13 protein-coding genes are annotated in these 14,128 nt (G+C 58.8%); 2 read left to right on the top strand and 11 right to left on the bottom strand.

Going from position 1 to position 14,128, the window contains the following annotated elements; genetic code table 11:
- Positions 1-178 precede the first annotated feature (178 nt).
- A complete protein-coding gene (locus DVA44_RS04955) occupies positions 179-1,603 on the bottom strand; it encodes a 6-phospho-beta-glucosidase (protein ID WP_114385869.1) in 1,425 nt (474 codons plus the stop codon).
- A gap of 18 nt (positions 1,604-1,621) precedes the next feature.
- Positions 1,622-3,073 carry a PTS cellobiose/arbutin/salicin transporter subunit IIBC gene (ascF, locus tag DVA44_RS04960; protein WP_114316924.1) on the bottom strand — a complete coding sequence of 484 codons (1,452 nt, stop codon included), beginning with the start codon at positions 3,071-3,073 and terminating at the stop codon, positions 1,622-1,624.
- A 244-nt stretch (positions 3,074-3,317) separates the two neighbouring features.
- On the opposite strand from ascF, the gene DVA44_RS04965 reads away from it, so the two are divergent.
- Positions 3,318-4,331 carry a LacI family DNA-binding transcriptional regulator gene (locus tag DVA44_RS04965; RefSeq protein WP_114385870.1) on the top strand — a complete coding sequence of 338 codons (1,014 nt, stop codon included), beginning with the start codon at positions 3,318-3,320 and terminating at the stop codon, positions 4,329-4,331.
- On the opposite strand, the gene DVA44_RS04970 is transcribed toward DVA44_RS04965, so the two are convergent.
- From DVA44_RS04970 to norV, 4 genes are all read right to left on the bottom strand, one after another.
- Positions 4,332-5,984, bottom strand: a complete 1,653-nt coding sequence (locus tag DVA44_RS04970) for an SgrR family transcriptional regulator (RefSeq protein WP_114385871.1) — start codon at positions 5,982-5,984, stop codon at positions 4,332-4,334.
- A 124-nt stretch (positions 5,985-6,108) separates the two neighbouring features.
- Entirely contained in the window at positions 6,109-6,261 is a 153-nt protein-coding gene (locus DVA44_RS25640; RefSeq protein ID WP_168194452.1) for a hypothetical protein, read from the bottom strand.
- A gap of 163 nt (positions 6,262-6,424) precedes the next feature.
- Positions 6,425-7,558 (bottom strand): NADH:flavorubredoxin reductase NorW, encoded by a 1,134-nt coding sequence (gene norW / locus DVA44_RS04975; protein WP_114385872.1) that lies wholly within the window; start codon positions 7,556-7,558, stop codon positions 6,425-6,427.
- Positions 7,555-9,003 carry an anaerobic nitric oxide reductase flavorubredoxin gene (norV, locus tag DVA44_RS04980; protein WP_114385873.1) on the bottom strand — a complete coding sequence of 483 codons (1,449 nt, stop codon included), beginning with the start codon at positions 9,001-9,003 and terminating at the stop codon, positions 7,555-7,557. The genes norW and norV overlap by 4 nt, the downstream gene beginning before the upstream one ends.
- Before the next feature lie 189 nt (positions 9,004-9,192).
- Between norV and norR the strand changes: the two genes are divergently transcribed.
- Positions 9,193-10,707 carry a nitric oxide reductase transcriptional regulator NorR gene (norR, locus tag DVA44_RS04985; protein ID WP_103822673.1) on the top strand — a complete coding sequence of 505 codons (1,515 nt, stop codon included), beginning with the start codon at positions 9,193-9,195 and terminating at the stop codon, positions 10,705-10,707.
- Here the strand turns inward: norR and gutQ are convergent.
- From gutQ to srlB, 5 genes are all read right to left on the bottom strand, one after another.
- Complete coding sequence (gene gutQ / locus DVA44_RS04990) at positions 10,704-11,669, bottom strand: arabinose-5-phosphate isomerase GutQ (RefSeq protein WP_114385874.1); 966 nt, start codon at positions 11,667-11,669, stop codon at positions 10,704-10,706. The two genes, norR and gutQ, sit on opposite strands and share 4 nt — an antisense overlap.
- Positions 11,662-12,435, bottom strand: a complete 774-nt coding sequence (locus DVA44_RS04995) for a DNA-binding transcriptional repressor (protein WP_103180889.1) — start codon at positions 12,433-12,435, stop codon at positions 11,662-11,664. Before DVA44_RS04995 ends, gutQ begins: the two co-directional genes overlap by 8 nt.
- Positions 12,436-12,498: 63 nt before the next feature.
- A complete protein-coding gene (gutM, locus tag DVA44_RS05000; RefSeq protein WP_103180888.1) occupies positions 12,499-12,858 on the bottom strand; it encodes a transcriptional regulator GutM in 360 nt (119 codons plus the stop codon).
- Between the two features lie 103 nt (positions 12,859-12,961).
- Positions 12,962-13,741, bottom strand: a complete 780-nt coding sequence (srlD, locus tag DVA44_RS05005; RefSeq protein ID WP_103180887.1) for a sorbitol-6-phosphate dehydrogenase — start codon at positions 13,739-13,741, stop codon at positions 12,962-12,964.
- A gap of 14 nt (positions 13,742-13,755) precedes the next feature.
- Entirely contained in the window at positions 13,756-14,118 is a 363-nt protein-coding gene (srlB, locus tag DVA44_RS05010; RefSeq protein WP_114385875.1) for a PTS glucitol/sorbitol transporter subunit IIA, read from the bottom strand.
- Between the last annotated feature and the right edge of the window lie 10 nt (positions 14,119-14,128).

Below are 14,128 nucleotides of genomic sequence, written 5' to 3' on the forward strand. Positions count from 1 at the left end.
ATTAATTTATTGATGACAGCCCGGGAGCATGGCTGAGAATGAATATCATTTATTGTGGCGGGGTTTTATACAATGATATATTCATGGTGTCAATGAACTATAGTAACGCCATGAAACTATTGATTTTGATCGGGAGAGTAGGCCGGGCAAGCAGCGCGCCGCCCGGCAGAAAGGCAGGTTAATCTAAATCTGCACCGTTGCTGGCAATCACTTTCTTGTACCACCAGAACGATTTTTTGCGTTTGCGTTCAAGGGTGCCGTTGCCCGCATCATCACGATCGACATAGATAAAGCCGTAGCGCTTGCTCATCTCGCCGGTGGAGGCGGCCACCAGATCGATACAGCCCCAGCTGGTGTAGCCGATCAGCGGAATGCCATCTTCTATGGCATCGCCCATCGCGCGGATATGCTCCCGCAGGTAGCTGATGCGGTAGTCGTCGTTAATCTCACCGTTGGCATCAATCTCATCCTTCGCGCCTAAGCCGTTCTCTACCAGGAAGAGCGGCTTCTGGTAGCGGTCGTACATCATGTTCATGGTGATGCGCAGGCCCAGCGGGTCAATGCCCCAGCCCCACTCGCTGACTTCAATATGTGGGTTACGCAGGGATTTCACGATATTGGCCGCGCTGGTGTTGTTGGCATTCATATCCGCCGAGGCGCAGCGCGAGGCGTAATAGCTGAACGACACAAAATCGACGGTGTTCTTCAGCAGCGCGTCATCGCCCGGATCTTTGACAATCACCACCCCCTTTTCGCGGAACACGCGAGCAGAGTAGGCCGGGTAGCGTCCGCGGGCCTGCACGTCTATAAAGAACAGGTTCTCACGATCTTTTTCTAATGCCGTCCACACATCTTCTGGCTTGCAGGAGTAGGGGTAGAAGTTACCGCCCGCCAGCATGCAGCCCACCTGGTTTTGCGGGTTCACCTCGTGGGCAATTTTGGTTGCCAGCGCGCTGGCAACCAACTCATGGTGGGCGGCCTGATACTTCACCTGATCCTCATTTTCACCTTCCTCAAACACCAGCCCGGCACCGGAGAAGGGGCTGTGCAGCATGATGTTGATCTCGTTGAAGGTGAGCCAGTATTTCACCAGCCCGTTAAATTCTTCGAAGCAGGTGCGGGCGTAGCGGGCAAAGAAATCGACCATCTTGCGGTTGCGCCAGGAGCCGTACTCGGTCACCAGATGCATCGGCACGTCAAAGTGGCAGAGGGTCACCAGTGGTTCGATATTGTACTTTTTGCACTCCTCGAACACCGCCCGGTAAAAGGCAATCCCTTCTTTATTAGGCAGTGGTTCGTCGCCGTTCGGGTAGAGACGGCTCCAGGCAATGGAGGTCCGGAATACCGTGAAGCCCATCTCGGCCATTAAGGCGATATCTTCTTTATAGCGATGGTAAAAATCGATCGCGTCGTGGCTGGGATAGAACTCGTCGTCACGCAGCGAAAAGCGTTTTTCCTTGCCGACTTTCACCGCCAGGCGATTTGCGCCGTGGGGGATCATATCGACGGTGGTCAGGCCCTTGCCGCCCTCGCGGTATGCGCCTTCGCTCTGGTTAGCGGCCAGTGCGCCGCCCCATAAAAATCCTTGTGGAAAAACTGACATTCTTACCTCGCTATAAATTTATGCTTGTGCTTCTTTGGCCTGAACCGGTGCGGATTGCAGCGCGCGCGCTTTTTCTGCTTCGTCTTCTACCGGGATATCTTCAAAGCCCAGAATCAGGGTCAGCACGAAAGAGAGCACCACGGCCAGGGCCATTACCCCAAATACCCAGACGATGGACATCGGGTTAGCAGGGTCGAAGAACTGGACGCTGGTAAACAGGCCCGGCGCCGCCATCGAGTGGCTGGCAAGCCCTGCAATTCCGGCCACGGCGCCGCAGATAAAGCCGCTGATCAGGCTGGCAATGAGCGGTCGTTTCAGGCGCACCGCCACGCCGTAAAGCGCCGGTTCAGAGATGCCAGCCATGATGGCAGAAGCTGCGGCGGCCAGCGCCGTCTGGCGCAGTTCCGGGTTTTTGGTTTTCCAGGCGACCGCCAGCGACGAACCGCCGAGGGAGAGGTTGGCGCCGATTTCTGACGGCATCACCATCCCCTCTTTGCCCGTTTCGGCAATGGTCTGAATGATGGTAGGCGTAAAGACGCGGTGCATCCCGGTCATCACCAGCAGCGGCCACAGCGCGCCCATGATGGCGACGGAGAGCCAGCCCAGATAGCCGTGAATGGTGTAAACCAGCGCGGAGATGCCGCTACCGATCCAGATCCCCAGCGGCCCAATCAGGACGATGGCGAGCGGGGCGGCAATCAGCACGATCAGCATTGGCTTGAGGAAGTTTTTCGTCACCGCCGGGGTGATTTTGTCTACCCAGCGTTCGATATAGGACAGGCACCAGGTCATCACCAGGGCCGGGATCACCGTATAGGTATATTTCACCGCCGTCACCGGCACAAACGCGAACTCAACGTGCTCGCCCTGCGCCGCTTTCGCCATCAGCTCAATAAAGCTCGGGTGGACCAGCACGCCCGCAATGGCGATCGCCAGCGACATGTTGGTCTTGAATTTCACGGCCGCAGAGGCAGCCACCATCAGCGGCAGGAAGAAGAACGCGCCGTCGCCGATTACGGTCAGGATCGTCAGCGTCGGATCGCCTTTGGTCAGCACGCCGGTCATCTCGAGGATCATCGCCAGCAGCTTGACCATTGAACCGCCGATGATCGCCGGGATCAGCGGTGACATGGTGCCGATCAGGGCATCAAGGATGCCCGCGCCAATGCGTTTCAGGGTCAGCTTTTGCGGCCCCTGGGGCGCGGCAGGCTGCATGTCGGCGGGCAGCAGGTTGACCACCTCGCGGTACGCCTGGGAAACGGTATTGCCGATGATCACCTGGCACTGGTTGTCGTTGCGCACGACGCCCAGCACGCCGCTGATGCTTTTCAGCGTCGCGCTGTCGATCAGGCTCTCGTCTTTTGCCACGAAGCGCAGGCGGGTCATGCAGTGGGTGACCGCGACGATATTCTCTTTGCCGCCGAGCGCGCTGACAACGGCATTCGCCAGCGCAGCATAATTTTTGGCCATCGGGTTGTATCCTGTTTTATCAGTAAGGTACGTCTTCATCGGGGTGAGCGATGAAACTTATATAGGAAACCGGTTCCACAAAATCATGAAGAGTTTCCTGGAATCTAACAAGATCACGTTTTAGCCATTTTTTAAATTCGTGATGGCGATCACCTGGCGTGTTAAAAAGCGTGTGACAGACGCTGCGACAATTTTCACGCGGTGCAGTACACTGCCGCTCACGGGATTAAGACGGAACAGATGCATGACCACGATGCTGGAAGTGGCGAAGCGGGCAGGGGTCTCGAAGGCGACGGTTTCCCGGGTGCTTTCGGGCAATGGCTACGTGAGCCAGGAGACAAAAGACAAGGTTTTTCAGGCGATTGAAGAGAGCGGGTATCGGCCAAATTTACTGGCGCGTAACCTGGCGACCAAAAGCACGCAAACCCTTGGGCTGGTGGTGACCAACACCCTCTACCACGGGGTCTATTTCAGCGAGCTGCTGTTCCATGCCGCCAGAATGACCGAAGAGAAGGGACGTCAGCTGATCCTCGCCGACGGTAAGCACAGCGCCGATGAGGAGCGCGAGGCGATTCAGTACCTGCTGGATATGCGCTGCGATGCGATCATCATCTACCCGCGTTTTCTCAGCGTTGATGAGATGGACGAGATCATCCAGAAACACGCCCAGCCGGTGATAGTGCTCAACCGACGCCTGCGTAAAAACAGCAGCCACTGCGTCTGGTCAGATCATAAAGCCTCCAGCCAGGCGGCGGTATCGACCCTTATCGAGCAGGGCCACCGCGATATCGCATTTATCACCGGATCGCTCGATTCCCCCACCGGGATCGAACGCCTTTCAGGCTACAAAGAGGCCCTTGCAGCGCACCGCATTCCGCTGCGCGAGTCGCTGATTGTCGAGGGTAAATGGCATCCGGCCAGCGGGGCTGCAGGGGTGGCGACGCTGCTGGCGCGCGGCGAGCATTTTACCGCGCTGGTGGCCAGTAACGACGATATGGCGATCGGCGCCATTAAGCAGCTTCACGATAGCGGGGTCGCCGTGCCGGAGGCGGTGTCGGTGGTGGGTTTTGATGACATTGCGATGGCGCCCTACGTGGTGCCGGCCCTCTCCAGTGTGCGCGTCCCGGTGACAGAGATGGTAAAAGAGACCATCAGCCGCCTGATCTTTATGCTCGATGGTGGGGACTTCACCTTCCGGCAGACTTTCGCCGGAGAGTTGATGCTGCGTGATTCCGTCATCCCCGGCCCGCACCGCTGATCACAATATGGCCGCCGGGGGCAGCCAGGCGCGGGTAAAATCGAGCCAGCCGCCCGCGGTCAGCACCATATCCTGCACGTTTTCCAGGGCGTTGATCCGGTAGCGGTAGTGGAACAGCGGCGTGCAGCGGCCCTCCGCCAGCAGGCGCTGGAAAAAGGGCGTCAGGTGCGCGTTAAAACGCGCTTCGCTGTCGCTGTACTGCATCAGCTGCCGTTTCTCTTGCTGCCAGCGCTCCTCCCCCAGCGCCGTAGCCCAGGCCGGTTCATAGATAAACCACTCCGCCAGCGTAAACCCGGTCATCCCGGTTGCCAGATGATCCCCCAGCAGCAGATCGGCACCCGCCAGCGTATCGGGGGCATACCAGCCATCGCGATCTTTCCAGTCGGTGTGTAGCTCGCAGCCGCGCTGTTGCAGCTGAATCCGCCACATCCCGGCCAGTTCACGCAGTTCCGGCGTGTTGTAGCACACCAGCGTCAGGCGCGTTGGCAGCGTGATGTCGGGCCGGGCGGGCAGGTCGGGAACCTGTAATCCGGAAAGAATTTCGGTGTGCGTCTGCAGATCTTCACGCCGGGCAAAGCACTCTTCATTCAGAATGCGCAAGCTCTGGCGCAGATACGCAGCAAGCGCGGCGGGCAGCGTCGCATTCACCATCAGCCAGGCGAAACCGCCGCTGGTGGAGGTGACCGCTTCCTGCCGGGCGTTACCTTTTCCCACCGTTATCCATGCCGCTTTATCGGTCGCCATGCCGGTCCGCCAGAACTCAATAGCATGCAGCAACGGATGAGCACCAAAGTACCACGGCTGGCGTTCAAGGCGCAGAAAATGGGAGTGGTGGCGGGCAATAGTGAAAGGCCCGGCGCCCACGTCTGGCTGACGGGGATGCGGCAGCCGACAGACCGGATGGGCGAGACGATGCGCCAGCAGAGCGTCCGGCGCATGCAGATAAACCGCCAGACACCACGGGGCGGCAAGGGTCACCGCGTCGATATGCAGTAACCCGCTGTTGCGGGCCGGATCGCTTAGTAGCTGCTGCACCGCGCTCAAAATATCGTCATCGCTTACCGGCTGGCCGTTGTGCCAGTGCGCGCCGCTGCGCAGGTAAAAATGCCAGCGCAGGCCGTCGTCAGAACAGGCCCAGTGGTGCGCCAGATCGGCCACCGGCTGCGCCTTGCCCGGTTCATAACGGGTTAAACCGGCGTGTACCGCGCAGATAATATGTTGTTCGGCGCGCCGTCGATGCAGCGCCGGATCCAGGGACGTGAGCGGACGATACCAGGGAATGCGCAGCGTCGGCTGGTGCTTGAGCCATTTACCGCCGAGAAAGGGGGTGATAATGTGGTGCAGGCTGGCCGGATCGCCGTCTGCCAGCTGTAGCGCGCTCTGATAATCGCCTTTCTCCAGACAGGCATGCATCAATGGGGCGCTGAGTTCGCTGGTGGTCACCAGGCAGTGCAGCGTAGCGCGATGCCCGCGCCCAGGCTGAGCGCGCCAGCTTAACCAGCCGCTTTCAGCAAGCTGGCGGAGCAGCGTGCGCGCGTGGCGTTCGCTGCAGAGCGCCACCTCGGCGACTTCGGTGATGGTGGTGAGCTGCGGCGTTGAGCCGTAATGGGCTGAGAGGCGTTGATACTGGCGGATTTTCTGAAGCTGGCGCATGGCGACATCCCTGACGAAGGCATTGCGAAGAGTGTAGGGCTTTTTGCGCGATTATAACTGTTTTGCCGGGTGGCGCTTCGCTTACCCGGCTTACGTATCGGGTGCGGTTTGATTTGCCGGGCAATCAGCGTTTACTGACCGGCATCATCAGTTCGCGTAGCCGCTCAATACGCGCTTCCGGGCTGAGATAGAGCCAGCGAAATAAAATACGTTCATGCTTCCTGACCTGTCTGAACCAGGCGGCAAGCCAGTTTATTTCTTGGGTGAAGTTTGCCATTTGTCGTCTCCGGTGAAGGAACACCGCAACAGAGTAGGCCGGAAAACAGGATTAAAACAGGACGCGGTTTTACAGCTGTTCCGCATTAAAAAAGCCCCGGGCACCGGGGCTGCGAAAGGCAAAATCTGACAAGCATATAACGAGTAGAGCAAGAGTTTGAGGGTTAAACAGGTAATGCTTTCAGCAGGGCGAAGGCCTCCTTCATCCGATCTTCGCTGACCACAAAGGCGCGCAGATTGCCCTCGTTGTCGGCCCCTTTCGCCACCATCCCCTGGGCTTCGATGGCGATCTGCCAGTTCAAATCCTGGCGCTGGGTTTCGCCTGCCAGGTGCAACGGCAGTTCCGGCGTTTTGACCTTCACCAGCATCGCAGGCAGTTTCAGTGGCGTACTGGCCCCGAGCAGATTCTTCGCCAGATACATGGCGCTTAACTGGATCGGCTGCAGGAACGGCAGTACCTGACCATTAATTTCGGCGCAGTCACCCAGAGCATAAATATCGGGCCGGGTGGTTTGCAGATAGCTGTCGACCTTCACGCCGCGAGCTGTTTCTGCACCGGCCCGCTGTGCCAGCCCGATCTCCGGGCGCAGGCCGGTGGCGGCAATCACCACATCGACTTCAATGCAGCGATCCCGGTCCAGCAGGGCGCAGATCCCGGTATCGGTTTGCGTCAGGCTTTGCAGCTGGGATTTCAGCAGCAAATGCACGCCCATATCGGTCAGCCGGTGTTGTAAGCGACTGCTCACTTCGGCGGGCATCAGCGCTGAGAGAATGCTGGCGGAATGGTCAACCAGAGTCACCTCTTTCCCGGCCCGGCAAAAATCCATCGCCAGTTCGCTGCCGATAAGTCCCGCGCCAACAATCATCACCCGTCGGGCGTCACGCAACGTGCTTTCGCAGGCGCGGTACTCCGTCTGGCTGTTGAGGGTCAGCATCAGCTCGCGGCCTGCAACCGGCGGCACAAAGGCTGAGGCTCCGGTTGCCAGCACCAGTTTGTCATAGGACCACTGCTTGTCTTTCCCTTTGACCACGTGGGCGGCGGCGTCGATGTCGGTGACCCAGGTGTAAGGAAACAGGCGCAGGTTAAACTGTTCGGCAAACTCTCCCGCCGTCTGGCGGGTGAGGTCGTCGGCCTGCTGACTCTGGCTGATAACGTGGCTCAGGTCTGGCTTGTTGTACTCATCCATACTGTCCGCTGCAATAAGCGTCAGCGGGACGTTCGCATCCTGTTTACGGATGTTTTTCACCAGCTGGCGGGCGGCGAAGCCCGAGCCGATGATGACGATACCGTGGCTCATTTTGCCTCCGATGCCAGTTCTTCAAATACATCTTTACCAAGGGAACATTCCGGGCAGAGGAAGTTGTCCGGCACGTCGCTCCACGGGGTACCTGGTGCGACGTCCTGCAGCGGCTCGCCAAGGGTCGGATCGTAGATCCACTGGCAGACGCTGCACTGCATGCAGGGGCCGAGGTCGGCGGTGGACTCTGCGCTGTTGGCGCTCTCCGACGCTTCTTCAGGGGCTTTCACGCTGGCTTCAGGCAGCGGAGCGAGCGCCCACTGACGGGCAATATCGCGGCCATGCTGACGGCATACTTCCAGCGCATCGAGATCCGGGCGCCATTTCGCCTTCAGGCTCATCGACATTTCAAAGCCCGCATCCTGCAAACGGGTGGAGAGACGGTCTACCGCGCCGCCGCTCCAGCCGTGAGAGCCGAAGGCGCTGGCTCGTTTGTTACGGAAGCGCAGGCCGGTCATCTCTTCCACCAGGCCGGCAATTTTCGGCATCATCACGTTGTTCATGGTGGAGGTGCCCACCAGCACGCCTTTTGAGCGGAAGACGTTCGTGAGAATTTCATTTTTATCGCTGCGGGCGACGTTAAAGATCTTCACCGCCACGTTCGGGTCAACTTCATTGATGCCCTGGGCGATGGCGTCGGCCATCATGCGGGTGTTGTTGGACATGGTGTCGTAGAAAATGGTGATGCGGTCTTCCTGATAGTCCGCCGCCCATTTCAGGTACAGCTCGACGATCTGGGTGGGGTTATCACGCCATACCACCCCGTGGGAGGTGGCAATCATATCCACCGGCAGGTTAAAGCCGAGGATCTCGGTAATTTTTGGCGTCACCAGACGGCTGAACGGAGTGAGGATATTGGCGTAGTAGCGCTGGCACTGCTCAAACAGTTCGGCCTGATCCACTTCGTCATTGAACAGACGTTCGTCGCAGTAGTGCTGGCCGAAGGCGTCATTACTGAACAGCACGGCGTCGCCGGTCATGTAGGTCATCATGCTGTCCGGCCAGTGCAGCATCGGGGTTTCCACGAAGATCAGCTGTTTACCGTTGCCGATATCCAGTGAGTCACCGGTTTTCACCACGTTGAAGTTCCACTCCGGATGGTGGTGATGGCCGGTGATGGAGTCGATGGCGTTGGCGGTGCAGTAGATCGGGGTGTCCGGGATGCAGGACATCAGCTCGGTCAGCGCCCCGGCGTGGTCCTCTTCCGCATGGTTGATGATGATGTAGTCGATATCGGCCAGGTCGATTTCACTGCGCAGGTTCTGCACGAACTCGCGGCTGAACTTATGATCGACGGTATCGATCAGGACGTTTTTCTCTTCCCGGATGAGATAGCTGTTATAGCTGCTACCGCGCAGCGTTTTGTACTCCGTTCCGTGAAAATCACGTACTTCCCAGTCACGTTGACCAACCCAATGAATATTGTTTTTAACCAGAATAGACATAGCAACCTCAACTTAATACAGCGCAATTAAATGAAAGATGTCATGTCTATTGCAGGGTGCGTGCCAACTTTTTAAGTTATTAATTCATAACGGTTTTAAAAATAACGGCACTTTCATGGTAGTCAATTTGACTGTGTCTGGTATAGTCAATGTGACACTGCATATTGTCAAAATGACAACGAGGCGAGAATGAGTTTTTCTGTAGAGGTGCTGGCGAAAATCGCCATTGAATTGCAGAGCGGCATCGGCCATCAGGATCGTTTTCAGCGGCTGATCTCCACCCTGCGTCACGTGCTGGAGTGCGATGCGTCGGCGCTGCTGCGCTACGAAGGGCGGCAGTTTATCCCGCTGGCTATCGACGGACTGGCGCAGGATGTGCTGGGGCGGCGCTTTACCCTGGAGGGCCATCCGCGGCTGGAGACCATCGCCCGCGCCGGGGATGTGGTGCGCTTCCCGGCCGACAGCGACCTGCCCGATCCCTACGACGGGTTGATCCCCGGCCAGGAGAGCCTGAAGGTACACGCCTGTATCGGCCTGCCGCTGTTTGCCGGGCAGAACCTGATTGGCGCGTTGACCCTCGACGGCATGTCGCCGGACCAGTTCGACACCTTCAGCGACGAAGAGCTGAGGCTGATTGCCGCCCTGGCCGCCGGGGCGCTGAATAATGCCCTGCTGATTGAGCAGCTCGAGAGCCAGAACACCCTCTCCACCCGCCCGACGGGATTTGAGCAGGTACAAAGCACCGAGATGATTGGCCTCTCGCCGGGCATGGTGAGTCTGAAAAAAGAGATTGAGATTGTTGCCGCCTCCGACCTGAATGTACTGATCGAAGGGGAGACCGGCACCGGTAAAGAGCTGGTGGCAAAAGCCATTCATCAGGCCTCTCCCCGGGCGGTGAATCCGCTGGTCTATCTCAACTGTGCCGCGCTGCCGGAAAGCGTGGCGGAGAGCGAGCTCTTTGGTCACGTCAAAGGGGCGTTTACCGGGGCCATCAGCAACCGCAGCGGCAAGTTTGAGATGGCCGATAACGGCACGCTGTTCCTGGATGAGATTGGGGAACTGTCGCTGGCATTGCAGGCCAAGCTGCTGCGCGTGTTGCAGTATGGCGATATCCAGCGGGTGGGTGACGACCGCAGCCTGCGTGTCGACGTGCGGGTGCTGGCCGCCACTAACCGCGATCTGCGCGAAGAGGTGTTAGCCGGGAATTTCCGCGCCGATCTGTATCATCGCCTGAGTGTGTTTCCGCTTTCGGTGCCGCCGCTGCGCGAGCGTGGCGAAGATGTGGTGCTGCTGGCAGGCTATTTCTGTGAACAGTGCCGGTTGCGGATGGGGTTATCCCGGGTGGTGCTAAGCCCCGGCGCCCGGGCGCATCTGCTGAGCTACGCCTGGCCGGGCAACGTGCGCGAGCTGGAACATGCCATTCACCGGGCGGTAGTACTGGCCCGGGCGGCGCGGGCAGGGGATGAAGTGGTGATCCACGCGCAGCACTTTGCCCTGCATGATGAGAGCACACCGGTGGTGACGCCGGAGACGCCGCGCGTTGAGAATCAGAACTTGCGTGAGGCGACGGAGGCGTTTCAGCGCCAGATGATTGTCCGGGCGCTGGAGCAGAACAGCCGCAACTGGGCGGCGAGCGCGAGGGCGCTGGAGACCGACGTCGCCAACCTGCACCGGCTGGCGAAACGTCTGGGTCTTAAGGGTTAGAGAATGCCTGCCTGGTAGAAATCCTGGAGGTTGATGGCGCCGCAGAGGCGGCCATGGCTATCCACCACCGGCGCGGCGGTGATTTTGCGCTTCATCAAGAGCTCTTTGGCTTCAATGGCGCGGCTGTCGGCATTCAGCGTCAGGCCACCGGCGGTCATGGCGTTGCTGACGGCAATCTCCAGTTTGCCGCCGCTCACCAGCCAACGGCGCAGGTCGCCGTCGGTGAAGACCCCTTTGACCTGCTGGTCATCATCGCAGACCGCCACCAGCCCCAGCCCGGTACGGCTCAGCTCCAGCATCGCGTCCATCACGCTGGTATTCAGTTTCACCTGCGGGATGGCCTCGTCGGTGCGCATCAGGTGGTGCACCTTATTCAGCAGGCGCGCGCCCAGGGCGCCTGCCGGGTGAGAGCGGGCAAAATCTTCTTCATTAAAGCCGCGGGCCTGCATCACCGCCATCGCCAGCGCATCGCCCATCATCAGGGTGTTGACGGTGCTGGAGGTCGGTGCAAGGTGCATCGGGCAGGCTTCGCGCTCCACTGAAATATCCAGCGTGGCGTTGGCCGCCAGCGCCAGCGGCGAGCGGGACTTGCCGGTCATCGCCAGCAGCGCGACCGATTTTTCCTGCAAACGCGGGAGGATCAAATCCAGCTCTTTTGCCGAGCCGGAGTAGGAGATAAAGAGCAGCACATCGCGGCTCTCAATCATCCCCAGATCGCCGTGCAGCGCCTCAGCAGGATGGACAAAAAAGGCCGGGGTGCCGGTGCTGGCAAGGGTCGCGGCAATCTTCTTGCCAATGTGCCCGGATTTACCGATGCCCGAGACGATCACCTTCCCGTCGCAGTGAATAATGGTATTGGCTGCGCGAACAAAATCCTCCCCCAGACGGTCCGGCAGGCGGCTGGCCTCCTGCAGTTCCAGCATCAGGGTCTGGCGACCCGCGTTTAACAGAAAATCACTCATCACGCTCTCCGGTTACAATCACGTCGATTCCTTTCTCTTCCAGCGCTTTCTTAAACGCCGGATCGATGCCTGCGTCGGTAATCAGCTTATCGACGCTCTCCAGGCTACAGACAATATTCGGGCTTTTACGGCCAAACTTTGACGAGTCCGCCATCAGGATCACCTCCCGGGCGGCGTTGCACATCGCTTTACTGACGCTGAACACTTCGTTGAAGGTGGTGACGCCCGCGTTGAGGTCGATGCCGTCGGTGCCCATAAACAGGCGGTCGAAGCTGAAATGGTCGAAGGCGTTCTCCGCCAGTTGGCCGTGAAACGAGGCCGATTTTTTGCGGAAGGTGCCGCCGGGCATCAGGATGGTTTGTTCGTTGTCGAATTCGGACAGGGCGTTGACGATATGCAGGCTGTTGGTCATCACCGTGATGTTATTAAAGCGGCTCAGCATCGGCACCATCTGCAGAACCGTGCTGCCCGCATCGAGGATAATGGAGTCGCCGTCATGGATAAATTTTACCGCGGCGTCAGCGATTAACGCCTTCTGATGGGTGTTGATGAGCGTCTTGTGATCGATAGGCGGGTCGGCCTCGTCTTTATTCAGCACCACGCCGCCATAGGTGCGGATCACCGCCCCGGCGTTTTCCAGGATCACCAGATCCTTGCGGATTGTGGTGCCGGTGGTATCAAAGTAGTGGGCCAGATCTTCAACCGAACATTTTCCCTGTTTTTGCAAATGGTCGAGTATGGCCGCCTGCCGCTGGCGGGGTTTCATAGGCGTTGAGTTCCTTAGGTTGCGAAATGATAATTTCGCAAGCTTATAACGTTCACAACGAAATTATCCATGTTTCAATTTAAGCGCTAATGATAGTGCATCCTGACAGAGCGAATCATTGGGAAAGATCACATCGGGCTCTAATTCCTGCAACGCGGTGCCGTTAATCGCTGCAATTTTCACCGGCCGGGCAAAGACCGTCAGCCCACGCATCATCAAGGAGTCACAGACCCGGTGGTTATCATCCAGCGCAATGGCGACAATCACCCGCGGCTTAAAGCGACCGCCGGAGCGGCCCACGCCCACGCGACCTTTCTGGCAAAGGGCGTCAAAGGCGCGGTTAAAACGATGGATTTGCCAGCCACCGAGTGCCAGCTGGCACAGCCAGGCGATAACGGCGACGGTAATCAGGGTGGTGACCATGTTTAACTCCTGTGCTATTGCCGGGCAGCGCTACGCTTGCCCGGCCTGGGGTTCGAGGTTTGTAGGCCCGGTAAGCGCAGCGCCACCGGGCGTTTAGGCTCGATCAGAACATCACCTGTCCACCGGTGACATTAATCGACTGCCCGGTGCAGTAAGAGGCTTTCGGGCTGGCATAAAACAGCAGCATATTCAGTACGTCCTGATAGTCGCAGCCGCGCTTCAGCGGCACTTTATCGATGTAGTATTGCTCCACCTGATCCTCGTTAATGCCAAGTTTGGTGGCGTACTGCGGCAGCAGGGACTGGAACATCGGCGATTTCAGCAGATTGCCGAGCATCAGGGAATGCACGGTAATGCCGTATTCCGCCAGATCCAGCGCCAGGGACTGCGTCAGCCCCACGCCGCCAAACTTGGCCGCGCTGTAGCCGGAGTTGTGCTTGCTGCCCACCTTGCCGGATTTGGAGTTGATCTGAATGATGCGCCCGGCAATGCCGTCGCGGATCATCAGGCGCGAGAACTCCCGGGCGCAGAGGAAATAGCCCACCAGGTTCACCTGCAATGAACGGTCGAAATCCCCCAGCTCCACGTCGCTGATAAACGCCGCTTTGGCGATCCCGGCGCTATAAACCAGCAGATCGGTGCGGCCAAAAATCTCGTCCACGCCGCGGGCGAGAGCCAGCACGCTCTGCTCGCTGGTGGCGTCGGCGCCAAATCCCCAGGCCATCCCGTTACCGAATTCGGTGTTGATGGCATCCGCCACGCGGGCGGCCTTTTCACTCTGGATATCGACTACCGCCACGCGGTAACCCTCTGCGGCAAGCCCACGGCAGAGGAACTCCCCTAAGGTTTGTCCTCCACCAATGACAACGGCAACCTGACTCATATTTCTCTCCTTAATTACGCAACAAATTTTAATGTGCAGCCTGGGGTAACAGCCTGTGGAACCGGGCCCGCCACGTGAACCGTGCCGGGGTACTCCGCCTGGGGCTGACCGTCGAAACGCAGGGTGATGTGGCCCAGCTCGCGCAGGTTTTGTTCGGCCACGTCGCCCACAGCGGTGACGGCATAGCGCGTTTCGCCCAGCTCCAGCTGGTTTCCGACCTTCAGCTCGCCATTGAGCTCGCCGTGGCAGTGGATAAAACAGAACTCTTCGATATCCGCCGGGGCCCCTTCACGAAAGGTGATCAGCATCTGGTCGCTCAGCGCATCCGGGGCGCTCTGGCCGATGCGGGTAATGGTGGTCTGGTAAATCACGGTCATCAGGAATTCC

The sequence above is a fragment of the Leclercia sp. W17 genome (assembly GCF_003336325.1).
Taxonomy (GTDB): Bacteria; Pseudomonadota; Gammaproteobacteria; order Enterobacterales; family Enterobacteriaceae; genus Enterobacter.